This window comes from Saccharothrix sp. ALI-22-I, assembly GCF_001984175.1.
GTDB lineage: Bacteria > Actinomycetota > Actinomycetes > Mycobacteriales > Pseudonocardiaceae > Actinosynnema.
The window spans coordinates 525,921-549,294 of the sequence record NZ_MTQP01000066.1 but is presented as its reverse complement, the minus strand read 5'-3'; the positions used below and the strand labels follow the sequence as shown (position 1 = coordinate 549,294).

General features: G+C 69.6%; 22 protein-coding genes. 12 read left to right on the top strand and 10 right to left on the bottom strand.

From position 1 onward, the window contains the following. Positions 1–132 precede the first annotated feature (132 nt). The gene (locus ALI22I_RS30915; protein WP_238598666.1) at positions 133–1,110 is read right to left on the bottom strand and encodes an endonuclease/exonuclease/phosphatase family protein; all 978 of its coding nucleotides are present in this window, start codon (positions 1,108–1,110) and stop codon (positions 133–135) included. 40 nt (positions 1,111–1,150) lie between these two features. Then, complete coding sequence (locus ALI22I_RS30910) at positions 1,151–1,492, bottom strand: RNA ligase family protein (protein ID WP_238598694.1); 342 nt, start codon at positions 1,490–1,492, stop codon at positions 1,151–1,153. A gap of 362 nt (positions 1,493–1,854) precedes the next feature. Here ALI22I_RS30910 and htpG point away from each other — a divergent pair, with 362 nt between their 5' ends. The 4 genes from htpG (at position 1,855) to ALI22I_RS30895 (ending at position 5,094) form a co-directional block, all read left to right on the top strand. After that, on the top strand, positions 1,855–3,675 hold the full coding sequence (gene htpG / locus ALI22I_RS30905) for a molecular chaperone HtpG (protein ID WP_238598693.1): 1,821 nt from the start codon (positions 1,855–1,857) through the stop codon (positions 3,673–3,675). A 191-nt stretch (positions 3,676–3,866) separates the two neighbouring features. After that, the gene (locus ALI22I_RS30900) at positions 3,867–4,487 is read left to right on the top strand and encodes an isocitrate lyase/PEP mutase family protein (RefSeq protein WP_077009040.1); all 621 of its coding nucleotides are present in this window, start codon (positions 3,867–3,869) and stop codon (positions 4,485–4,487) included. A gap of 92 nt (positions 4,488–4,579) precedes the next feature. Beyond that, the gene (locus ALI22I_RS51370) at positions 4,580–4,726 is read left to right on the top strand and encodes a hypothetical protein (RefSeq protein WP_179118423.1); all 147 of its coding nucleotides are present in this window, start codon (positions 4,580–4,582) and stop codon (positions 4,724–4,726) included. 92 nt (positions 4,727–4,818) lie between these two features. Further along, positions 4,819–5,094: a YggT family protein gene (locus tag ALI22I_RS30895; RefSeq protein WP_077009336.1), complete on the top strand. Its 276-nt coding sequence runs from the start codon at positions 4,819–4,821 to the stop codon at positions 5,092–5,094. Positions 5,095–5,216: 122 nt separating this feature from the next. Here ALI22I_RS30895 and ALI22I_RS30890 read toward each other — a convergent pair whose 3' ends face one another. From ALI22I_RS30890 to ALI22I_RS30870, 5 genes are all read right to left on the bottom strand, one after another. Beyond that, positions 5,217–6,260: a glycoside hydrolase family 5 protein gene (locus ALI22I_RS30890; protein ID WP_077009039.1), complete on the bottom strand. Its 1,044-nt coding sequence runs from the start codon at positions 6,258–6,260 to the stop codon at positions 5,217–5,219. Positions 6,261–6,326: 66 nt separating this feature from the next. After that, on the bottom strand, positions 6,327–8,075 hold the full coding sequence (locus ALI22I_RS30885; protein WP_077009038.1) for a beta-galactosidase: 1,749 nt from the start codon (positions 8,073–8,075) through the stop codon (positions 6,327–6,329). Positions 8,076–8,122: 47 nt separating this feature from the next. After that, the gene (locus ALI22I_RS30880) at positions 8,123–9,457 is read right to left on the bottom strand and encodes an ABC transporter substrate-binding protein (protein WP_077009037.1); all 1,335 of its coding nucleotides are present in this window, start codon (positions 9,455–9,457) and stop codon (positions 8,123–8,125) included. 58 nt (positions 9,458–9,515) lie between these two features. Continuing rightward, positions 9,516–10,460, bottom strand: coding sequence for a carbohydrate ABC transporter permease (locus tag ALI22I_RS30875; protein ID WP_077009036.1), 945 nt, complete (start codon positions 10,458–10,460; stop codon positions 9,516–9,518). A gap of 2 nt (positions 10,461–10,462) precedes the next feature. Next, on the bottom strand, positions 10,463–11,434 hold the full coding sequence (locus tag ALI22I_RS30870; protein ID WP_238598665.1) for a carbohydrate ABC transporter permease: 972 nt from the start codon (positions 11,432–11,434) through the stop codon (positions 10,463–10,465). A gap of 270 nt (positions 11,435–11,704) precedes the next feature. Between ALI22I_RS30870 and ALI22I_RS30865 the strand changes: the two genes are divergently transcribed. Then, entirely contained in the window at positions 11,705–12,691 is a 987-nt protein-coding gene (locus ALI22I_RS30865; RefSeq protein ID WP_083752145.1) for a LacI family DNA-binding transcriptional regulator, read from the top strand. A gap of 275 nt (positions 12,692–12,966) precedes the next feature. Here the strand turns inward: ALI22I_RS30865 and ALI22I_RS49750 are convergent, their stop codons facing one another. After that, the gene (locus ALI22I_RS49750) at positions 12,967–13,839 is read right to left on the bottom strand and encodes a nitroreductase/quinone reductase family protein (RefSeq protein ID WP_143532516.1); all 873 of its coding nucleotides are present in this window, start codon (positions 13,837–13,839) and stop codon (positions 12,967–12,969) included. 120 nt (positions 13,840–13,959) lie between these two features. Between ALI22I_RS49750 and ALI22I_RS30855 the strand changes: the two genes are divergently transcribed. The 5 genes from ALI22I_RS30855 to ALI22I_RS30835 are packed head-to-tail and all read left to right on the top strand — an operon-like array spanning position 13,960 to position 19,169. After that, complete coding sequence (locus ALI22I_RS30855; protein ID WP_077009033.1) at positions 13,960–14,871, top strand: SDR family NAD(P)-dependent oxidoreductase; 912 nt, start codon at positions 13,960–13,962, stop codon at positions 14,869–14,871. A 13-nt stretch (positions 14,872–14,884) separates the two neighbouring features. Beyond that, positions 14,885–15,772 carry an amidohydrolase family protein gene (locus tag ALI22I_RS30850; protein WP_443216980.1) on the top strand — a complete coding sequence of 296 codons (888 nt, stop codon included), beginning with the start codon at positions 14,885–14,887 and terminating at the stop codon, positions 15,770–15,772. After that, positions 15,769–16,227 carry a MaoC family dehydratase gene (locus ALI22I_RS30845; RefSeq protein ID WP_077009031.1) on the top strand — a complete coding sequence of 153 codons (459 nt, stop codon included), beginning with the start codon at positions 15,769–15,771 and terminating at the stop codon, positions 16,225–16,227. The genes ALI22I_RS30850 and ALI22I_RS30845 overlap by 4 nt, the downstream gene beginning before the upstream one ends. A 13-nt stretch (positions 16,228–16,240) precedes the next feature. Continuing rightward, positions 16,241–17,545: an MFS transporter gene (locus ALI22I_RS30840; protein WP_077009030.1), complete on the top strand. Its 1,305-nt coding sequence runs from the start codon at positions 16,241–16,243 to the stop codon at positions 17,543–17,545. A 13-nt stretch (positions 17,546–17,558) separates the two neighbouring features. Then, a complete protein-coding gene (locus tag ALI22I_RS30835; RefSeq protein ID WP_077009029.1) occupies positions 17,559–19,169 on the top strand; it encodes an acyl-CoA synthetase in 1,611 nt (536 codons plus the stop codon). 67 nt (positions 19,170–19,236) lie between these two features. Here ALI22I_RS30835 and ALI22I_RS30830 read toward each other — a convergent pair whose 3' ends face one another. Continuing rightward, the gene (locus ALI22I_RS30830; protein ID WP_077009028.1) at positions 19,237–20,022 is read right to left on the bottom strand and encodes an IclR family transcriptional regulator; all 786 of its coding nucleotides are present in this window, start codon (positions 20,020–20,022) and stop codon (positions 19,237–19,239) included. A gap of 140 nt (positions 20,023–20,162) precedes the next feature. On the opposite strand from ALI22I_RS30830, the gene ALI22I_RS30825 reads away from it, so the two are divergent. Both ALI22I_RS30825 and ALI22I_RS30820 read left to right on the top strand, forming a co-directional pair. Then, the gene (locus ALI22I_RS30825; protein WP_077009027.1) at positions 20,163–21,338 is read left to right on the top strand and encodes a 4-hydroxybenzoate 3-monooxygenase; all 1,176 of its coding nucleotides are present in this window, start codon (positions 20,163–20,165) and stop codon (positions 21,336–21,338) included. Between the two features lie 26 nt (positions 21,339–21,364). Beyond that, the gene (locus ALI22I_RS30820) at positions 21,365–22,540 is read left to right on the top strand and encodes a thiolase family protein (RefSeq protein ID WP_077009026.1); all 1,176 of its coding nucleotides are present in this window, start codon (positions 21,365–21,367) and stop codon (positions 22,538–22,540) included. 37 nt (positions 22,541–22,577) lie between these two features. On the opposite strand, the gene ALI22I_RS30815 is transcribed toward ALI22I_RS30820, so the two are convergent. Beyond that, a complete protein-coding gene (locus ALI22I_RS30815; RefSeq protein WP_077009025.1) occupies positions 22,578–23,348 on the bottom strand; it encodes an SDR family NAD(P)-dependent oxidoreductase in 771 nt (256 codons plus the stop codon). Between the last annotated feature and the right edge of the window lie 26 nt (positions 23,349–23,374).

The window sequence follows — 23,374 nt, the reverse complement described above, 5'->3', positions numbered from 1 at the left end:
CGGCCGTGTCCGGGGTCGACGCCGATGAACAGACGTGCTCGCCCTGACCCTCAACGGCCTGATCCGGCCCCCACGTGAGTCCGACCTCTGCGAGGTCCGTAGAGTCGCCGAGCTCAGCGCAGGGTCGGTACGTCACCGTTCCCGACCCGGACGACTTCGACTCCGCGTCTCCACCCGCACCGGAAAGGCCGGCACCTCCGCGACCGCCTGGGACAGCAGCGGAACGGCCCGCTCGAAGTCCGATTCCGGGACGAACCCGAACAGCACCGTCACGTGCGGCGGCCAGCGGTCGGCACGGGGGTCGTGCTCACGGCGGACCTGCTCGACCGCCGGCGGCACAGCCCTCGGCAACCACACGACCGCAGTGCGCGGTGTCGGCGACGATTCGAGCACGTCGGCGGACGGCACGACAGGTGCCACCCTCGCCAGCACGCCGTAGTGGTCGGAGACGAACAAGTCGGCCGGCCCGGTGCCCAACAGGTCCGCCTCGACGCACCGGAGCCGTCCGCGCAGGAACACCCGGTCGAGCCGCGAGGCCCGCCCGGACAGCGAGGACACGGAGGCCAGCGGGTTGGCGACGGGATCGAACGTCGGCGTCTCGTCCGAGCGCGCTTCGAGCCACGCGTCCCGCATCCCGAGCACGGCGGCCGGTCGCCGTCCACCGTCGTTGAAGTCACCGACCAGCACCACATCGCCCTCCACCCCGGCGAACGCCTCCGCGACGCGCGCCAGCTGGGCCCGCCGCTTCGACGGTCCGTTCGCGGTGTGATCGCTGGTCAGGTGGGTGGCCGCGACGACGAGCGGACCGCCACCGGTCTCCACCACGATCGCGCTGACGGCCTTGTGCGCACTGAGCGCGAACCGCCCGGCCTCGATCACCGGCAGGCGGCTCAACACCACCAGACCCGTGCGGTCGACGTCCGGTCCGAGCGGGTCGACGTCCAGCGTGTAGCTCGCCCGCACCCACGGCTGGGCGATGAGCGCGGCAAGGAGGCCGGCCTCGACTTCCTGGAGCGCGATGACGTCCGCGTCGGCCGCGGCCAGTTCGGCCACGACGGTCCGGTGGGCGCGCAGCGCGGCGTCGAGCCGGTCGAGCCCGTCCCGCAGCACCCGGGTGTTGGCCCGAGCCCGTTCTCCACCACCGGAGCCGTCATCCAGTGCGTGTCGGTCCGCACGTGACGGGCCCGCACCCACTTGGCCACCCGCCGCCCGAACTCGTCGCGCTCGAACCCCTCGACGGTCCGCACGACGAAGCCCTCCTGCCGCGCAGTGTCGATGCGCAGCTTCCGCAGCACGCGCTCGTCGACACCCCGCGCCACAGCACCGGGGGAGTGGGCACGCCGACATCCCGCAGGAACCGGACAGTGCGGTCCCAATCGAGGCAGCGGTCGCCATCCCACACGGAGAACCCGTAGAACCAGCTTTCCAAGTCCGAATACACGATCGAGTGACGCGCGTAGACGTTCTCGCCGTCGAGCTTCTCGGTGACCACCACTTCACGGCCGCGCAGCCCGTCCAGGTCCGCGACCCGCACGTCGTCCGCCGACACCCGGCGACCACGGGAGGTGCGGCGTGCGCGGGTACTGCGTGCGCATGACCCCTCCCACCACTGGATTCCACGAGAACCATAGAGACCACGCGCCGCCACGATCGACCGGATTTCGCCCCACCACCCACTGTGACGCGCCACCCTCCGCGCCCGCGAGGTCGCGACCCCCCAGGCGACCTCGCCCGCCGTCTGCGGAGCAGCGGCAATCAAACACAGTACGATCGTGGGTTGACGAAGCTCGGAAGGAAAGGAAGAACGTGGAAACGCTGGAGTTCCAGTCAGAAGCACGTCAGCTGCTCCGGCTGATGATCCACTCGGTCTACTCGAACAAGGACACGTTCCTGCGCGAACTGGTGTCCAACGCCTCGGACGCGTTGGACAAGCTGAGGCTGGAGACGTTCCGCGACAAGGACCTGGTCGCGGACACGTCGGACCTCCACATCGCCATCGAGGTCGACCGGGACGGGCGCACGCTGACGATCCGGGACAACGGCATCGGCATGACCAGGGACGACGTGATCGGCCTGATCGGCACGATCGCGAAGTCCGGCACGGCGGAGTTCCTCCAGAAGTTGAAGGAGACCAAGGACTCCGCCGCCTCGCAGGACCTCATCGGGCAGTTCGGCATCGGCTTCTACTCCTCGTTCATGGTCGCCGACAAGGTCACGCTGGTGACCAAGCACCCGCGTTCGGCGGAGGGCGTCCGGTGGGAGTCCACCGGTGAGGGCACCTACACGATCGAGGACGTCGCCGACGCGCCGCAGGGCACCGCCGTGACGCTGCACCTCAAGCCGGCGGACGCCGAGGACCACCTGGCCGACTACACGTCCACCGCGAAGATCATCGAGATCGTCAAGCGCTACGCCGACTTCATCACCTGGCCGATCCGGATGGCGAAGGAGGACGGCGCCGAGCCGGCCACGATCAACTCCCGCAAGGCGCTGTGGGCACGTCCGGCGAGCGAGGTCACCGAGGACGAGTACGCGGAGTTCTACCGGCACGTCAGCCACGACTGGAACAAGCCGCTGGAAACCATCCGCATGCACGGCGAGGGGGTGTTCGAGTACCAGGCGCTGCTGTTCATCCCGTCGCAGGCGCCGCTGGACCTGTTCATGCGCGAGCGCAAGCGCGGCGTGCAGCTCTACGTCAAGCGCGTCTTCATCATGGACGACTGCGAAGAGCTGATGCCGGAGTACCTCCGGTTCGTCAAGGGCGTGGTGGACGCCCAGGACCTGTCGCTGAACGTGTCGCGCGAACTCCTCCAGCACGACCGCCACATCCAGCTGATGCGCCGCCGGCTGGTGAAGAAGGTGCTGTCCACGGTCAAGAGCCTGCTGGCGGACAAGCCCGAGTCGTACGAGACGTTCTGGCGCGAGTTCGGTGGGGCGGTCAAGGAAGGCCTGCTCAGCGATACCGAGAACCGTGACGCGATCCTGGACATCGCCTCGTTCCAGTCGACCCAGGACGCCGAGAAGCAGACGACGCTGGCCCAGTACGTCGAGCGGATGAAGGACGACCAGCAGCACATCTACTACATGACCGGTGACTCGCGGGCCACGGTGGAGAACTCGCCGCACCTGGAGGCGTTGCGGGCCAAGGGCTTCGAGGTGCTGATCCTCACCGATCCCATCGACGAGATGTGGGTCGAGGCGGTGCCCGGGTTCAAGGGCAAGACGTTCCAGTCGATCGCCAAGGGGCAGGTCGACCTGGAGACCGAGGACGAGAAGGCGCAGGCGGAGGAGCGGCAGAAGGAGTTCTCCGACTTCCTGGCGTGGATGACGACGACGCTCACGGACAAGGTCAAGGAAGTGCGACTGTCGTCGCGCCTGACCACGTCGCCGGCGTGCGTCGTCGGCGATGCCCACGACCTGACCCCGACGTTGGAGAAGATGTACCGGGCGATGGGTCAGGAATTGCCGCCGGTGAAGCGGATTCTCGAACTCAACCCCGGCCACGCGCTGGTCACCGTCCTGCACAAGGCGTTCGCCGAACGGGAGGACCACGACGGGCTGGCCGAATCGGCCGAGTTGCTGTATGGCATGGCATTGCTCGCCGAGGGCGGTGACCTGCCCGACCCGTCCCGTTTCGTCAGGCTGATGTCCGAACACCTGGAGCGGGCTCTGTGACCCCGTGATTCCCGCGGTGCGGCTCCCGACCGGGAGCCGCACCGTGTATCCGGTTCGTCACCATTCCCGAGTACTGCCGACAAGATCGGTAGTCGCCACTGTCGTGCTGGACAGCGGTGCCACCACGGCCGACGTGGTGTCCTGCCTGACGGCGATCGGGGCTGCGGCCGGAGCCCGGTAACCGACCGGATATGGTCGAGCAGATCCGGCGCATCGCGGGCGCGGTGGACGTCCCGGTGACCGCCGACGTGGAGGGCGGGTACGGCCCGACGCCGGAGGACGTGGCCAAGACCGTCGAGGCCGGCGGGGTGGGCGTGAACATCGAGGACTCGCAGGCGCCCGGCGGGCCGTTGTTCACCGCGCAGGAGCAGGCCGAGCGGCTGCGCGCGGGCCGTGCCGCGGCCGAGCGGGCCGGACTGCCCGAGCTGGTGCTCAACGTGCGCACCGACGTCTTCCTGTTCGGCATCGGCGAAGCCGAGGGCCGGCTGGACGACGTGATCGCCCGCGCCGCCGTGTACGCGGAGGCCGGCGCGGACGTCCTGTTCGTGCCGGGCCTGATCGACCTGGACGCCCTGGCCACGCTGGCGAAGGCCACGTCCCTGCCGGTCAACGTGATGGCGTGGCCGGGCGCGCCGACCGTCTCCGAGTTCGAGGCGGCGGGGGTCCGCCGGGTCAGCCTCGGCACCGCCGTGACCCAGTCGGCCTACACCCTCGCCCAGCGCGTGGCGGCCGAGGCGCTGACCAAGGGCACCTACGACGAACTCGCCGGCGCGCTCGACTTCGGCACCCTGAACGGTTTCTTCGCTCGCTAGACACGCTCCTCGCGGGTGGTCGGGCCGGGTTCGACGACCGGCGCGACCACCCGCGGCGTTTCCCGGTTGATTGCCCGGCCGACAACCCCGCCGTGGACGCGCTGCTCACCGCCGCGGACACCGCACCGACCAGTGAACGGGCCCGGGAGCTGCACCAGCAGGCGGAGCGGGCGATCCTGCGGGACATGCCGCCGGTGCCCTCGCCGCCGACGACCCGACGGCGTGCCGGCCTGAGCTGATAGTCGGCTGAGAACACGGCGAAGGCGGCACTGCAGGCTTGTCCGGCCGCGTTGATGTGGGTAAGACGGCCGGCGCCACGGAGGAGTTCGCCATGAGCATCATCGGATCTCTGCTCGGATACGCGTTGACGGTGTTCCTACTGCTGTTGATCGCCCGGATGGTGCTGGATTGGGCCGGGCTGGTGGCCGATGTCCCGCGGTGGGTGGGGCGGGCCCGCGCGTTGACGCATGTCGTGACGGAGCCGGTGATCAGGCCGGTGCGGCGGGTGTTGCGGCCGGTGCGAGCCGGTGGGCTGTCGATCGACCTGGCGTTCACCGCGGTGTTCATCGGAGTGGTGATCCTGCGCTCGATCGCCTTCAGCCTGTAGCCCACTTGTAGCGTTCTGTAACCGCTTGTAGCCTCGTCGCGCACAGCCGGTCCACCCTCGGCACGAACGCCAGAAGGCGGGCCGCTCCGGAGAACGGCCCGCCATCTCACACCGAGCGCGGGTCAGTTGTTGCCGACGCCGCCGCCCCAGCCCCAGCGGAGGCGGTTGAGGCCGGTGGGGTTGGTTACGGTGAGGGACAGGTTGGTGCCGGTGCCCTGGAGGGTGGTCAGGGAGTAGGTGTCGCCGGTGCGCAGGCCGGGCCAGTAGACGGAGCCCATGCCGAGGTCGCGCAGGGTGTCGGTGACGGCCTGGATGTACGCGATCTCGTTGGAGCCGTTGACCGGGCCGTTGTAGTTGAGGCCGGTGGTCATCGAGGCGCCGAACTCGTCCAGGACGGTGCGGGACGCGCAGGTGCCGATTCGGGCGCGCAGGTCGTCTTCCCACTGCTGCGGGTCGGTCCAGTCCTGGTGCCAGAAGCCGTACTGGTGCAGCGCCAGGTAGGTGCCGTTCAGGCGGGCGTCCGCGCACACCGGCTTGACGTCCTCGCTGTACTTGATGCCGCCGATGAACACCCGGTTGCGCTTGACCTGGGGGTAGGTCGCGAGCCACTGGGCGGCGATGTCGCGCCACTCCTGGCTGCTGTAGCCGAACGGCTCGTTCATCGGCTCGAAGTACACCGCGCCGTTGCGCGCGTACTTCGACGTGACCCGGTTCCACATCCGGTCGAACGCGGCGGCGTCGTCGATCTTGCCGTCCTTGGACGGGACCGGCGACTCCCAGTAGGCCAGGATCACCTTGAAGCCCTTGGCCGCCGCCGCGTCGATGACGCCGGTGTAGGAGTTCCAGAACGGGCCGTTCACGGTGGCCGGGTTGATCGGCAGCCGCACGGTGTTCGCACCCAGCTCGGCCCGGAACTCGCCGATCACCGCGCTGGCCTTGGCGTACGTGGTCCGGTAGCTGTCCGTTTTGGACAGACCGGAGGGTACGACCTCGTCGGCGGCGTAGTTGTCGCGCGGGTCGGCCCAGTTGACGCCCTTGAACTGGGCGGTGGAGACGGCGTTCGCGGCGGGCGCGACCGCGGTGATCAGGCCGGCCACGCTCACTGCGCAGGCGACCGCGGCCGCGAGGCGCGTCGTCCGCCGTCGGCGGGTGGGAGAAGAATTCATCGTTGACTTCCTCATTCGGTGCGGGTGTTCCGGCTGCGGCGGCGGCTTCCGCAGATCAGCGGCAGATCAGCGCTCGGTGGGACCGAGGTCCGGTTGCGATCGCAGCGCGACCACCGGACTGCGCGTGGAGTGCAGTTCGAGGACGGTGATCTCGTTCGCACCCGGCCTCAGCACCGGCGCCGGCACGTACAGGGTCTGCTGGGGGCCGCGTGACCAGTAGCGGCCGAGGTGGAAGCCGTTGACCCAGGCGTTGCCCTTGGTCCAGCCCGCCAACGACAGGAACGTGTCGGCCGGGGTGTCGATGTGCATGACACCGCGGTGGAACGCCGGACCGACGAGAGCGGCGGTGGTCGGGGCGAACCGCAGCCCCGTGAGGTCGTCCAGCGGCAGGGCCCGGCTGGTCCAGTCCTCGACCACGACGCCGTCGAGCAGCACGGGACCGGTGATGCCCTTGCGGTCGTGGATCGCCTGGCCGTAGTCGACCCGGCCCTGGTTCTCCACGAGCAACGCGAGAACCGCACCGGCGTGCGGCACGGTCAACGACACCACGTGCTCGTGCCGTTCCCGTTCCAGCACACCGACCGGCTGCCCGGCGATGAAGACCTGGACCCGGTCACCGAACGCCGTGACGTCCAGCAGCGCGGGCCCGGCCCGCTCGACCACGGTCTCGTACAGCACGAACCCGGAGGCCTGGCCCAACTGCTCCATGGTCAACGGCTGCGCGTCCTGCTTGGCGAAGCCCAGCACGTCCGTGCTGTCCAGCAGCAGCGCGCTGGAGGTCAGCGTCACCTCAGGCACGACCAGCTTCGGACCGGCCTCGGGCGGCGGCCCATCGGGAACGGGGGCGTGCTTGGCGATGACGTCCCGGAACGCCAGGTACTTGGGCGTCGGGTCGCCCGCTTCGCTCAGCGGGCTGTCGTAGTCGTAGGACGTGACGATCGGTCGGTAGGTGCCCTTGTCGTTGGCACCGCTGGTGAAGCCGAAGTTCGTCCCGCCGTGGAACATGTAGAGGTTGACCGACGCGCCGGCGGTGAGCATCTCGTCCAGCGTCGCGGCGGCGTCCTCTGCCGACCGGGTGACGTGGTGTGCGCCCCAGTCGTCGAACCAGCCGTTCCAGAACTCCGAGCACATCAGCGGACCGGTGGGCTGCTGCGCGCGCAGCGCGGCCAACGACTCCGCGACCCGGCTGCCGAACGTGACCGTGCGCAGCACACCGGGCAACGCGCCGCGGGCGAGATCGGCGGGCTGGTCGCAGGTGAACAGCGGCACGTCCACACCGTTGGCGCGCAACAGGTCTGCCAGCCGGCGCATGTACTCGGTGTCGTCACCGTACGCGCCGTACTCGTTCTCCACCTGCACGGCCAGCACCGGGCCGCCGCGCGTGGCGAGCTTGTCCACCAGCATCGGCCACAGCGCCGCGAAGTACGACTCGACCGCGCCGAGGAAACGGGGATCGGTGCTGCGGTACCGGATGTCCGGCTCGGTGAGCAGCCACGGCGGCAGGCCGCCGCCGTCCCACTCGGCGCAGATGTACGGGCCTGGCCGCAGGAGCACGTGCAAGCCGTGCTCCTGCGCCAGGTCGATGAAGCGAGGCAGATCAAGCCCTGCCTCCGCCCCCACCGCACCCCGCTGCGGTTCGTGCAGGTTCCACGGGATGTAGGTGTCGATCGTGTTGAGACCCATCCACTTCGCCTTGCGCATCCGGTCTTCCCACAGCTCCGGGTGCACGCGGAAGTAGTGCAACGCGCCGGAGATCATCCGGAACGGGTCGCCGTCGAGGGTGAATCCGTCGTCGGTGATGCCCAGCACGCCCATGGGTGTCCTTTTCCTCAGTGGTGTTCTCTACTGGTGTGGCGGCCGGGTCAGTTGACCGCGAACCCCTGGTCCTTGCCGTACTTGGCCGAGGCCTCCTGCCAGGCCTTCAGGCCGTCGCTCAGCTTCGTGTCCGACACGTAGGCCTTGCCGACGGTGTCGTTGAAGATGCTGTTGGCGTAGACCTGGAACGGCAGGTAGGACCAGCCGCCGACGACGTCCTTCGCGGACTGGGCCAGCACCTCGTTGGCCTTCTGGCCGCCGAAGTAGGGGAACTCCGCGTTCAGGAACTCCTGGGACGACAGCTCGGCCGTCGTCGCCGGGAACGCGCCGCCCTTGGTCCGCGTCGTCGCGCCTTCCTCGGCGGTGGCGTACTTGGTGAACGCGTAGGCCAGCGCCTTGTTCGCACCGGCGGTGGGGATGGACAGCCCGCTGCCGCCGTTCTCCGCGGTGGCCTTGCCACCGGCCTCCCACTGCGGCATGGGGGCCACGCGCCACTTGCCCGCGCCCGCCGCGACACCGGACTGGAGGTTGGCCGGCATCCACGCGCCGATCACCAGCGTGGCGATGGACCCGTCACCGAGGCCCTGGTACCACTGGTCGCTCCACCCGTTGACCGGCGACACCAGCTTCTCGCTGATGAGCTGCTGCCACATGGTGGTGAAGCGCTGCGAGCCCTCGTCGGAGAAGTCGATTTTCACGTTGGTGCCGTCGACCTTGTACGGCTTGCCGCCCGCCTGCCAGATCATGCTGGTGGTGAAGCCCGCGTCACCGGTGTCGCTGGTGATGTAGACCTTGGGGTCGGCGGTGTGCAGGGCGCGGGCCGCGGTGGCGTACTCGTCCCACGTGGTCGGCACCGCGATGCCGTGCTTGTCGAACACTTCCTTGTTGTAGAACAACGCCATCGGGCCGGAGTCCATGGGCAGGCCGAAGATGCCCTCGCCCGCGTGCACCGAGGTCCACGGACCGGTGCTGAAGGTGCCCTCGAACTTGTCGGCCTCGAACGACTTGAGGTCGGTCATCGACTTGGCCAGCGCGAACTGCGGCAGCGCGTAGTACTCGATCTGGGCGACGTCGGGCACGCCCGAACCGGCCGCGATCGCGTTCTGGAGGGCGGTGTACTGCTTGTCGCCGGTGCCGGCGTTGACCAGCTCCACCTTCACCTTGGGGTACTTCTGCTGGAAGTCGGCGACGACCTGCTTGAGCGTCGGCTCCCAGGCCCACACCTTGATCGTGCCGCCGGCGTCCAGCGCGGCTTGCACGTCCTCGGCGGAGAACTGCTCCTGGGTTCCGGTGTCGGAGCCGCCGGAACCACAGGCGGCCAGGACGAGCGCGAGGGCGCCCGCGAGGGCGGTGAACACAGAGCGACGGCGTTGTCTGATCACGGTGCGACCTTTTCGGATGCGGGGACTTGCTGGGGGAGATGTGGTGCTGCGGGACGGGTCATCCCTTCACACCGCCTGCGGCCAGACCGGACTGCCAGTACCTCTGGAGCAGCAGGAAGGCCGCGATGAGCGGGACGATGGTCAGCAGCGAGCCGGTGATCACGAGGTTGAACACGACATCACCGCCCGCCGTGATGGCCTGCGCGTTCCACGCGTTCAGGCCGACGGTCAGCGGGTACCAGTCCGGGTCCTTGAGCATGATCAGCGGCAGGAAGTAGTTGTTCCACGTCGCGACCGAGGTGAACAGCAGCACGGTGACCAATCCGGGCGCCAGCAGCGGCAGGCACACGCGGAAGAAGATGCGGAACTCGCCGGCGCCGTCGAGGCGTGCGGCTTCGAGCAGTTCGTCGGGGATCGCCTCGGCCGCGAACGTCCACATCAGGTAGAGGCCGAACGGCGAGATCAGGCTCGGGATGACGACCGCCCACGGCGTGTTCGTCAGCCCCATCTGGCTGAACATGAGGAACGTCGGCACCGCCAGCGCCGTTCCCGGCACGGCCACCGCGCCGATGACCACGGCGAACACCCCGCGTTTGCCGGGGAAGTTGAACTTCGCCAGCCCGTACCCGCCGACGGCGGACAACAACGTGGCGCCGCCCGCGCCGAGCACGACGTAGAACAGGGTGTTGGACAGCCACCGCACGAAGATGCCGTCGTTGTAGGTCAGGGTGCGCTGGATGTTGTCCCACAACGCGAAGTCGCCGTCGAACCACAGACCGAACGAGGAGAGCAGGCTGGGCTGCGTCTTGGTCGCGTTGATGACCAGCCACAGCAGCGGGACCAGGGAGTAGAGGACGACGATGCCGGTCAGCACGGTCAGCAGCACGCTGCGTCGGGGCTTGCTGGTCCGGCCGGCGGGGCGCAGGGGGGCGACTCGCGGTCGGACCGTGCGCAGGCGGGCGGGTCGGGTGCCCGTGGTCCGGGTACCGGTGGGTGCGGTCATCGTCAGCCGTCCTTCCGCATGCCGCGCAACTGCACGAGGTAGGCCACGATCATGGTGATCACGCCCATGACGATCGCCACGGTCGCCGAGTTGTTGTACTGCTGGCCGGAGAAGGACAGCGTGTAGGCGTACAGGTTCGGCGTGAAGTCGGTGGTGATCGCGTTCGGTGCGATCTTCTGCAGGATGGCCGGCTCGTTGAACAGCTGGAAGCTGCCGATGATCGAGAAGATCGTGGCGATCATCAGAGCGCCGCGCAGCGCGGGCAGCTTGATCGAGGTGATGATCCGCAGCTGGCTCGCGCCGTCGATCTCCGCCGACTCGTACAGCGATCGGGGGATGACCTGGAGCGCGGAGTAGAAGATCAGCATGTTGTAACCGATGAATTCCCAGGTCACGATGTTGCCGATGGCCGTGAGCACCCACTCGGGTGACAACGGGTCCGGCAGGGTGATGCCGAACGCCTCGTTGATGTTGCCGACCAGCCCGAACCGGGTGCCGTACATGAAGCCCCACATCAGGGTGGCGACGACGGCGGGCACCGCGTACGGCAGGAAGACCGCGAGCCGGAAGAAGTTGCGGCCGTAGAGCCGTCCGCTGTCGACGGCCAGCGCCACCAGCAACGCCAGGAACAGCATCACGGGCACCTGGACGACGAGGAACAGCGACACCCGGCCGACGCTGGACCAGAACTGCGGGTCGGTGAGCACTTCCCCGTAGTTGTCCAGCCCGACGAACGAGTTGCCGCCGACCAGGCGGTTCTGGAAGAAGCTCAGGTAGATCGAGTAGACGATCGGCGCCAGGAAGACCAGCGCGAAGACCACCAGGAACGGGGCGACGAACCGCCAGCCGACCCACGAGCGCCGCCGACGCGGCTGCTCGGTCTTGCGGGTCTTGCGCGCCTCGGGCTTGTCGGCCCCAAGGGTTGCGGATTCGTCGACGTCGGGCACGACTGTGGCGGGTTGAGGTGGTGCCACTGTGCTCCTCTACTTCCCGCCGCATCGTCGCGGCTGCCGTGATGTTTGCGCAAACATAACCCACACACCTGCCCGTGACTCGAATCGACCACGGGGGCGCGGCTGTGAGAGCCGGTGGATGTTTACGCAAACATTTCGGCGCTATAGTTGCAGCACGGTGCCGTGGCGTCAAGGCTCGGCGCGGAAGGGAGTGGGCGGAGCGTGAGCCTGACCAGGTCGGATGCCGGCGTACCAGCGGACCCGCCCGCGAGACCGACCCGACGGGTGTCGATGGCGGACGTGGCTCGCCGTGCCGGTGTGTCGGCGCAGACCGTCTCCCGCGTGTCCAACGGACACCCCGGTGTCGTGGACTCGACCCGGGAACAGGTCCTGGCCGCCATGCAGGAGCTGGGTTACCGGCCCAACAGCGCGGCGCGCGCGTTGAAGTACGGCCAGTTCCGGACCATCGGCGTCATCCTGTTCACGCTGGCCACGGTCGGCAACAGCCGGACGTTGGAAGCCATAGTCGACCACGCCGCCGAAGAGGGTTACGCGATCACGCTGATCCCCGTCGCCGTGCCCACGAGGGACGGTGTGCTGGGGGCGTTCACCCGCCTCGGCGAACTCGCGGTCGACGCGGTGATCGTGAGCATGGAGGTGCACCTCCTCGACGCCGCCACGGTCAACCTCCCGGTGGGTGTGCCGGTGGTCGTCGTGGCCTCCGAGGCCGACGACCGCTACGTCGTCGTGGACACCGACCAGGTCGACGGCGCTGTCCAGGCCGTGCGCCACTTGTTGGAGCTGGGCCACCACACGGTCTGGCACGTGGCGGGCCCCGAGGAGTCGTTCGTGGCCGAACGTCGTGCCACGGGGTGGCAGACCACGCTCGAACAGGCCGGCCGACCCGTCCCGCCGCTCGTGCACGGCGACTGGTCCGCCGAGTCCGGGTACCGCGCCGGGCTGGCGTTGGTCGACGAGCCGGACTGCACGGCGGTGTTCGCGGCCAACGACCAGATGGCGTTGGGGCTGCTGCGGGCGTTCCACGAGAAGGGCAAGGTCGTGCCGCGGGACGTCAGCGTGGTCGGTTTCGACGACATCCCCGACTCGACCTCCTTCATCCCGCCCCTGACCACGGTGCACCAGGACTTCGCCGAGGTCGGCCGGCGGTGTGTGGAACGCGTGCTGCGGCAGGTGCGCAACAAGCCGGTCGAGCCGGGTACGACCCTCGTGCCGACCCGGTTGGTGCTGCGCGACAGCACTTCGGCGCCGCCTGCCTGACCCTGGTCAGCCGTCCACGGCGGGGCGCATGACGGGGTCTTTACGCGACGCGCGAGGCGAGGAAGTAGTAGCCGTCCTGCCAGGAATGAGCCAGGTCACGATCGTTGTGTGCAGCCCGCCCGGCAAACGGGTGCCGGCCGGTCCCGGCGTGGTCATCCCGCACATCCTCCGGTGAAGCCCTTGAGCACCAGGCGGTGCGCACGGTGGCGCGGGCACGGCGTGGTGCGGTGGCCGAGGCGCGGCCGGCACCGGCGAACGCCTTGACTGGTCTGCGCTCATGCCTGATCGGTACGTGTCAGCGCGACCACCGGGATCGTGCGGGTCACGCCGTCCTGGTAAGCCGCGTAGAACGGGTACCGGGCGGTCACCCTGTCGAACGCGTGATCACGCTCGGCGCCGTCGAGGACGACCGCGTGGGCGGCGAACTGTTCGCCGCCGACCTGCACGGTGACCTCGGGAGTGGATACCAGGTTGTGGTACCAGCCGGGGTGGTGCGGCTTGCCGAAATTGCTGGCCACCAGCAGATAGCGGTCGTGGTCGGGGAAGTAGACGGTGAGAATGGTCCTGGGCTTGCCCGACCGGGCGCCGGTCGTGGTCAGCAGCAGGAGGTCCATGCCGGTCAGCGCACCGCCGACACGGCCTGCGTTGGCCTGGTACTCCTTCAGGACGGCCGCGTTCCAGGCGTGGACCTCCTCGCGGGACGCATCAGCGGAAGGGACCGTGTCGCTGGCCTTGGTGCTCATCCGTACTCCTCCCCGATCCGGTTGCTGCTGACAACGTACTGAAGACGCGGCGGGGATTTCCTCGATGACGTCCGCCGCGAGGGTGGACGCCGTGTCGTGGTAGCGGGCGGCGATTGCCTCGGTGTCGAAGACCCGGTGGATCAGGTCGGCGGTGTCGGTCGGTTTGGTGTGCTGGGCGGTGAAGACGGTGACGTTGGCGGTCAGGCCCAGTTGTTCGACGATTCCGGCGGCGTCGCGGGTGCCCGGTGCGATCCACAGTCCACTTTGGAGCCTGCCGAAGCCGGCCCGCAGCAGTTGCGAGCGCAGGTCGTGGGTGCCGCGTTCGAGCAGGTAGAGGCCGAGGAATGACAGCATCAGCGACTGGGGTCGTGCGTTCTGCGGCTGGTCGTCGCGGCGGTCGGTCACTTGGTCAGGGTAGCCGGCGGGGGTGTAGGTCGAGAAACGATGTTGGGCACAGTCTGGACGGCCGTCACAAAACTGCCGTATGTTCGTAACGCGGTAGCCAACGTGTGAGGAGACGCCGTCATGGACTTGCGAGGGAAGGTCGCCGTGGTCACCGGTAGCGGCCGGGGACTTGGGCGGGCGTACGCGGAGGCACTGGCACAAGCCGGCGCCGCGGTCGTCGTCAACGACGTGGACGCCGAGGCGGCGAGCACGGTCGTGAAGGCCATCGAGGAGGACGGGGGACGGGCGGTCGCGGTGGTCGCGCCGGTGGGCCCGACCGAGACCGCGGACCGGCTGGTCGCGACCGCCGTCGAGGAGTTCGGCGGGCTGGACGTGATGGTCACCAACGCGGGCATCCTGCGCGACAAGGTGCTGTGGAAGATGTCCGACGCGGACTTCGACGCGGTGGTCGACGTGCACCTGCGCGGCACGTTCACCTGCGCCCGCGCCGCCGCGGTGCGGATGCGGGAACAGGGCCGGGGCGGCAGCCTGGTGCTGATCTCCTCGCCCGCCGGCCAGCGCGGCAACTTCGGGCAGACCAACTACGCCGCGGCGAAGGCCGGCATCGTGGCCATGGCCCGCACGTGGGCGATGGAGCTGGCCCGCGCGGAGATCTCGGTCAACGCCGTGGTCCCGGTCGCGGCCACCGAGATGACCAAGACCATCCCGGCGTTCGGGCCGGTCATCGAGGAGGCGGAGCGCACCGGCACGCCGTTCCCGGAGTGGCTGCGCAAGGACGAGGGCCTGGGCACGGTCGAGGACGTCGCCTCGCTGATCGTCTTCCTCGCCTCGGACGCCGCGCGGAGCGTCACAGGTCAGGCCATCGGCATCGGTGGCGACCGCCTCGCGCTCTGGTCGCACCCGCAGGAGAAGGCCGTGGCCTTCGCCGACGGCGGGTGGTCCGCGGACGCCATCGCCGAGTCGTGGGAGACCGGCGTCGGCGCGAGCCCGGAGACCTACGGCATCCCCGCGCCCAACCCGCCGGCGGCCTGACGTGGTCCTCCCCTTGGACGAACTCGTGGCCATCGACGTCCACACCCACGCCGAGGTGTCCAAGGACGGCCACGCGTCCCTGAGCCCGGAACTGCTCAAAGCCTCGGAGAAGTACTTCGGCGGGCACAACCACCGGCAGCCGACCATCGACGAGATGGCCGCCTACTACCGGGAACGGCGGATGGCGGCTGTCGTCTTCACCGTCGACGCCGAGCACGCCACCGGCCACCCGCGCATCGCCAACGAGGAGGTCGCGGCGAACTGCGCCGAGCACTCCGACGTGCTCATCCCGTTCGCCAGCGTCGACCCGTGGAAGGGCCGGGCGGGCGTGCTGGAGGCGCGCAGGCTGGTCGAGCAGCACGGCGTGCGCGGGTTCAAGTTCCACCCGAGCCTCCAGGGTTTCGCGCCGAACGACCCGATGGCGTACCCGCTGTACGAGGCCATCGAGGAACTGGGCGTGCCCGCGCTGTTCCACACCGGGCAGACCGGGATCGGCGCCGGTGTCCCCGGCGGTGGCGGGATCAGGCTGAAGTACTCCAACCCGATGCTGGTGGACGACGTGGCCGTCGACTTCCCGGAGTTGCGGATCATCCTCGCGCACCCGTCGTTCCCGTGGCAGGACGAGGCGCTGGCGGTGGCCACGCACAAGCCGCACGTCTACATCGACTTGTCAGGGTGGTCGCCCAAGTACTTCCCGCCGCAGCTGATCCGCTACGCCAACTCGCTGCTGCAGGACAAGGTGCTGTTCGGCTCGGACTACCCGGTGATCACACCGGACCGCTGGCTGGCCGACTTCGAAGCGCTCGACCTCAAGCCCGCGGTCCGACCCAAGATCCTCAAGCACAACGCGGCCAGGCTGCTCGGCCTCGCCGTCGCCGACGACCACGCGGAGCGCACATGACCACGACCGTGAACGGGCCCGCCGAGATCCTCGCGCTGGCCGGGCAGGACCTCGGGCACACCGACTGGCGCGAGATCACCCAGAGCCGGGTTGACACCTTCGCCGACGCCACCGACGACGACCAGTGGATCCACACCGACCCGGAGCGGGCGGCGACCGGACCGTTCGGCACCACCATCGCGCACGGTTACCTGACGCTGTCGCTGATGATCCCCATGTTCGGCGAACTGCTGGAGATCAACGGCATCCGGATGAGCGTCAACTACGGCTTGGAGAAGGTGCGCTTCCCCAGCCCCGTTCCGGTCGGCAGCAAGATCAGGCTGTCGGGCACGGTGGCGTCGGTGGAAGAGGTCAAGGGCAACGGCGTCCAGATGGTGCTGGACTTCACCGTCGTGATCGACGGTTCGGACAAGCCGGCGTGCGTCGCGCGCGCCGTGTACCGGCACTACGCATAGACGCGAGGTCACCATGCCGAACACCGAGAACGTCCCCAACGTTCAACTCCGTCGCGCCGTTGCGTCGAGTTTCCTCGGCAGCGTGATCGAGTACTACGACTTCCTGCTCTACGCCACCGCGTCCGCCGTGGTGTTCAACAAGGTGTTCTTCTCCAACCTCGACCCGCTCGTGGCCACCATCGCGAGTTTCGGCACGTTCGCCACCGGTTACCTGGCCCGCCCGCTCGGCGGAGTCCTGTTCGGACACTTCGGCGACTTGTTGGGGCGCAAGCGGATGCTCGTGCTGACCATGACCCTGATGGGTGTGGCCAGCTTCCTCATCGGGTTGCTGCCGACGTACGCCCAAGTGGGCACCCTCGCGCCGGTCGGCCTGGTCATCCTGCGCGTGGTGCAGGGCATCGCGGTCGGTGGCGAGTGGGGCGGCGCGGTGTTGATGTCCGCCGAGCACGCCACCCGCAGGCGTGGCCTGTGGGCCAGTTTCACCAACGCGGGCGCGCCGTGCGGGATGGTGCTGTCGACGTTGGCGCTCACCACGACCGCCGCGGTGGTCGGCGAGCGGGCGTTCCTGGAGTGGGGTTGGCGGATTCCGTTCCTGATCAGCATCGTGCTGCTCGGCATCGGTCTGTGGGTCCGGCACAAGGTCGAGGAGACACCGGCGTTCCGGGCGGTGGAGCAGGCCGGGGTCAAGCGCCGGATTCCGTTGGTGGACGTGCTGCGCAACCACCCGCGCGTGCTGCTGCTGGGCATCGGGGTCGGGCTGGCCGCGTTCGTCGCGCAGTCCACGCTGACCACCTTCACGCTGGCGTACGGCGTGCAGGCCGGTCACGCGCGCCAGACCGTGCTCAACGCGCTCACGTTGTCCTCGGCGTTCGCCGTGGTCGGCATCCTCGGCTGGTCCGCCGCGTCCGACCGGTTCGGCCGGCGGCCGGTCGTGGTGGCCGGCGCGGTCGCGATGGCGGTGTTCGGTTTCGTCCTGTTCCCCATGGTGGACAGCCGTGACACGGCGTTGCTCACCCTCGCGCTGGTGGTGGGGCAGGGCCTCATCCACCCGATGATGTACGGACCGCTAGCGGCTCTGTACAGCGAGTTGTTCAGCACGGAGAACCGTTACACGGGCGCGTCGTTGGGCTATCAGATCGCCGGGCTCGGCGCGGGTGTCGCACCGCTGCTGTTCGCCGCGATCCAGCGAGCGACCGGGGGACAGGGACTTACCCTCATCTCGTCGGTCATCGCGGGGTTCTGCCTGCTCACCGTGGTGTGCGTGCTCGCGTTGAAGGAAACCAGCACGCGTGAACTCCAACCAGTCGCCGTAGCCTGACAGGAGAACCGAAATGCAGAACGCGGGCCTCGGGGGATGGCCGTACCGGCGGGCGCAGATGTCGCCGGACCGCACCGTGATCGTCCACTCCGGACGAACGATGACCTACGCCGAGTTCGCCACGCGCGTCACGCGCCTGGCGGACCGGTTGCGGGCGGCGGGTGTGTCCTCCGGGGACCGGGTCGCCTACCTGGGGCCCAACCACCCGTCGTTCGTGGAGACGATGTTCGCCACGCACGTGCTCGGCGGCACCTTCGTGCCGGTGAACTTCCGCCTCACCGCACCCGAGGTGGGGCACGTGCTGGCGGACTCGGGGCCCTCGGTGCTGGTGTTCGGGCCGCAGTGCGCGGGCGTGGTGCGTGACCTGGTGGGCATCGCGCCGGGTGTGGTCGTCGCGGTCGAGGGCTCGGACGTCGGGCAGCACGACTACGAGAGCTGGCTGGCCGAAGGGTCCGCCGAGCCCATCGACGAACCGGTGGACCCCGACGACGTCGCGGTCATCCTCTACACCTCCGGCACCACCGGTCGCCCCAAGGGGGCGATGCTCACCCACGCCAACCTGATCTGGAACACGTTCAACCTGCTGGTCGGGGTGGACGTCACCAGCACCGAGTGCACCCTGGTGTCCGCGCCGCTGTTCCACGTCGCGGCGCTCGCCCAGACCCTGCTGCCCACGTTCATCAAGGGCGGCAAGATGGTGCTCACGGCGTCGTGGGACGTGGGCCGGGTGTACGAGCTCATCGAGCGCGAGCGGATCACCCTGATCTTCGGTGTGGCCACCATGTACGCCGACTTCGCCGCGTCACCGCGCTGGTACACCGCCGACCTGTCGTCGCTGCGGCACCTGCTGTGCGGCGGCGCGGCGGTGCCCGAATCGCTCATCCGCACCTACCAGGAACGCGGGCTGACGTTCTGCCAGGGCTACGGCCTCACCGAGACCGCGCCCGGCGCGACGTTCCTGGAGGCGGGGGAGAGCACCCGCAAGGTCGGCTCGGCCGGGGTGCCGGTGTTCTTCGCCGACGTCCGGGTCATGCGTGACGACGAGGTGGACGCCGGGGTGGACGAGCCGGGGGAGGTGCTGGTCCGGGGGCCGAACGTCACCCCCGGCTACTGGAACGACCCCGTCTCGACCGCCGCCGCGTTCCTGCCGGGCGGGTGGTTCCGCACCGGCGACATCGCCCGCTTCGACGCCGAGGGCCACCTGTACGTGGTGGACCGGCTCAAGGACATGTTCATCTCCGGCGGGGAGAACGTGTACCCGGCCGAGGTGGAGAACGCCATCGTCGAACACCCCGCCGTGGTCGAGGCCGCCGTGATCGGCGTGCCGGATCCGAGGTGGGGCGAGGTCGGCCGGGCGTTCGTCCGGTGCGGGGAGGCCGGCGGTCCGACCCGGGAGGAGCTGCGGGAGTTCCTGCTCGCGCGGCTCGCGAAGTACAAGGTGCCGGTGCACATCGACCTGGTCGAACAGCTGCCGCGCACCGGTTCGGGGAAGGTGCGCAAGGCCGAACTGCGGAAACTGCCCATGTCCGGCCGTCCGGTCGCCCCTCCGCCGCGGCGGCTCGACGACGAACCGGACCGGGCGCTCGCGACCGGCGGTTCGTCCGGGCGAGGAGACGAGCGGTAGGTGCGGACCTGATCGTCGCGGGGCGGGCGTCACCACCGGGTGGCGTCCGCCCCGCGACGATCGGCGTTCAGGCCCGTCCCGGCTGGGTGTCGTCCACCGCTTCGTCCAGCTTCCGCCCGATCGCCTCGGCGGCGGCCCGCAGGTCGGGGACCAGGCGGTGCAGGTCCGTGCGCACCGAGCGGACCACGATGCCCAGCGCGCCGGCGGGTGTGTAGCCGTCGGACGGGATGGCGACGGCCACCGAGCACGTGCCGAGCGTCATCTCCTCGTTGGTCAGCGCGTACCCGCGTTCGGCGGTGGCACGCAGTTCGCGCAGCAGCCGGGCGTGTTCGGTGATCGTGTAGCGGGTGAAGCGGGGCAGGGGGCGTTCGGCGTAGGCGCGCACGAACGCGGCGTCGGCGCGGGCCAGCAGGGCCTTGCCCACCCCCGTGGAGTGCATCGGCAACCGTGCGCCGATCCGCGAGACGACGGGCACCGAGCGGTGACCGGACAGCTTCTCCACGTACAGGGCGTCGAAGCCGTCGTGCACGGCGAGGTGGATGTTCTCGCGGGTCGTCTCGTAGAGGTCCTGCATGAACGGGAGGGCGATCTCGCGCAGCCGACCGGCCACCGGGGCCAGCGTCGCCGCCTCCCACAACCGCAGGCCGATGCTGTAGTACCCGGTGGCGTCGCGTTCCAGCGCGCCCCACGACACCAGTTCGGCGGCCAACCGGTGGACCGTGGGCAGGGGCAGGTCCGCGCGCCGGGCGAGTTCGGTGAGCTTGAGCCGCGGGTGGCCGCCGTCGAACGTGCCGAGCAGTGCCAGCGCCCGCCCGGCCATCGACCGCCGCGGTACGTCGCTGTTGACCGCCATGCCGGTTCTCCTTCTCTGCACCCCGAACACCGAACACCGGACGCCGAACGTAACCGCGTGGCGGTGTCGGGATCGCCACCACTTCCACCCTGTGGAAGTCCTTCCTGGCGAACGGGCGCGTGTCGTTCTTGGGTTGACCCATGCGAACGAGAGTCGGAATCGTCGGCGCCGGTCCCGCGGGCCTGGTGCTGTCCCACCTGCTGGCCGAGCGCGGCATCGACTCCGTGGTCGTCGAGACGCGCGGCCGTGCGGCGATCGAGCAGACCATCCGCGCCGGTGTCCTGGAGCAGGGCACGGTGGAGTTGCTGACCGCGATGGGCGTCGGCGCGCGGGCGTTGGCCGAGGGCGCCCGGCACGAGGGCATCGAGCTCCGGTTCGGCGGTCAGGGGCACCGGATCGACTTCACCGGGCTCACCGGGCGCGCGGTCTGGCTCTACCCGCAGCACGAAGTGCTCAAGGACCTGATCGCGGCACGGCTCGACGCCGGGGCGGACATCCGGTTCGAGGCGAGCGACGTGTCGCTGCACGGGCTGACCTCCGACGAGCCGGTCATCTCGTTCACCGACGCCGACGGCACCCCGGTCGAGCTGCGGTGCGACGTGATCGCCGGGTGCGACGGGTCCGGGGGCATCAGCCGGCGTTCCATCCCCGACGGCGAGCGCACCGACTACTTCCGGGCCTACCCGTTCGGCTGGTTCGGCATCCTGGCCGAGGCGCCGCAGTCGTCCAAGGAGCTGATCTACGCCCACTCCGAACGCGGGTTCGCGCTGATCAGCACCCGGACGCCGCAGGTGCAGCGGATGTACTTCCAGTGCGCCCCGGACGAGCGCGCCGAGGACTGGAGCGACGACCGGATCTGGGACGAGTTGAACGCCAGGGTCGCCGGCGACGGTTTCATCCTGGCCGAGGGCCGCATCTTCGACCGGGGCGTCATCCCGATGCGCAGCTACGTCTGCGAGCCGATGCGGCACGGTCGGCTGTTCCTGGCCGGAGATGCTGCGCACACCGTGCCGCCCACCGGCGCGAAGGGGCTCAACCTGGCGGTGGCCGACGTGGTAGTCCTGGCTCGTGCGTTGGACAGCTACTTCGCCACCGGGTCCGCCGAACTGCTGGACGCCTATGGGCCGACGGCGGCACGGCGGGTGTGGCGCGCGCAGCACTTCTCGTGGTGGATGACCTCGATGCTGCACACCGACCCGGCCGGTTCGGCGTTCGACCTCAAACGGCAGCTCGGTGAGCTGGAGCTGGTCACCGCAAGCACGTCCGCTGCCACCCACCTGGCCGAGGCCTACACGGGCTGGCCGATCGAGTTCTGAGCGACGATGCTCAGGGAGGATTCCGCGTGAACGACGTCTTCGTGCTCGATGGTGTGCGCACCCCGTTCGGCCGCTACGGCGGCGGGCTGTCCGGCGTCCGACCCGATGACCTGGCCGCGCACGTGCTGCGGACGCTCGCCGAACGCCGGGACCTCGACCCGGCGCTGGTCGACGAGGTCCTGCTGGGCGACGCCAACCAGGCCGGTGAGGACAACCGGAACGTGGCCAGGATGGCGACCCTGCTGGCCGGCTGGCCCACTGCCATCCCCGGCAGCACGGTCAACCGGCTGTGCGGGTCGGGCATGGACGCGGTCATGCAGGCCTCTCGCACCATCGCCGTGGGTGACGCGTCGCTGGTGGTCGCGGGCGGCGTGGAGTCGATGAGCCGGGCGCCCTGGGTGCTGCCCAAACCGGCGAAGGGCTTCCCCGCCGGGCACGAGACGCTGCACTCGACCACGCTGGGGTGGCGCCTGGTCAACCCGAAGATGCCCGAGCAGTGGACGGTGTCGCTGGGCGAGAGCACCGAGGGCCTGGCCGAGCAGTACGGCATCACGCGTGAGCGGCAGGACGAGTTCGCGGCGCGCAGCCACCAACTGGCGGCCAAGGCGTGGGACAACGGCTTCTACGACGACCACGTGACGCCGGTGCCCGGCACCGAGCTGACCCGTGACGAGGCCATCCGCCCCGAGACCGACCCGGACCGGCTGGCCAAGCTCAAGCCGGCGTTCCGCCCGGCCGGGACCGTCACCGCCGGCAACTCCTCCCCGCTCAACGACGGCGCCTCCGCGCTGCTGGTCGGCGACCGGGCCGCCGCCGACCGGATCGGCGCGACACCCCTGGCTCGCATCGCCGGGCGGGGAGCGGCGGGCGTCGATCCGCACGTGTTCGGCATCGGCCCGGTCCAGGCCGCGGAGATCGCGTTGCGGCGGGCCGGGATCGGCTGGTCGGACCTGGCGGCGGTCGAGCTGAACGAGGCCTTCGCCGCCCAGTCGCTGGCCTGCCTGGCCGACTGGCCGGAACTCGACCCTGAGATCGTCAACGTCAACGGCGGCGCCATCGCCCTCGGCCACCCGCTAGGCGCGTCCGGTGGGCGCGTCATCATCCAACTCGCCCACGAACTGCGCCGCCGCGGCGGTGGCTGGGGCCTGGCCGCGCTGTGCATCGGCGTCGGCCAAGGGCTGGCCGTGGTGCTGGAGGTCTAGGACGGCGTGCGTCCGCACGCCGTCCCCGCGGCCGTGGCTACTCCGTGAAGCCGGGGACGGCCGCGACCAGGCCACCGTCGACGACCAGGTCCTGCCCGTTGATGTAGGACGCTTCCCCGGAAGCGAGGAAGGCGACCGCGTCGGCGACATCCTCGGGGGTGCCGAGACGGCCCGCGACCACCGCGGCGACGACCGCGGGTCGTGCGTCGGCAGTGATGTTGTCGTGGAACATCGGGGTCTCGATGTAGCCGGGGCTGACGGAGTTGACCCGTACGCCCTTGGGCCCCAGTTCGGCCGCGAGGGTGTGCGCCAGGTTGTGCACCGCCGCTTTGGTCGCGGCGTAGAGGGAGGCGCCGGCGAAGCCGCGGTGCAGCGTCCACGACGCGTTGATCACGATCGCCGCGTGTTCGGACAGCAGCGGGAGGGTCTTCTGGATGGTGAAGAACACCCCCTTGAAGTTGATGTCCACCACCCGGTCGAACTCGGCCTCGGTGATGTCACCGTTCGGCTGGAACGAAGCGACACCCGCGTTGGCGAAGACCACGTCCAGCCGGCCGTGCCGGTCCCGGATCGCGGTCGTCAGCGAATCGAGGTCGGCGAGACTCGCCACGTCGCCGCACACCGCGAGGACCCGGGCCCCGCCGGCCAGGTCCTCGACCGCGGCGTCCAGCCGCGTCTTGTCGCGCCCGGTGATGACCACCTGTGCGCCCTCGGCGAGCAGCCTGCGCGCGGTGGCCAGTCCCATGCCGCTCGTGCCGCCGGTGATGAGCGCGATCTTGTCGTCGAATCGGGAGGTGTTGTGCGTCATGGGACTCAGCGTGTCGACCGGCGCGC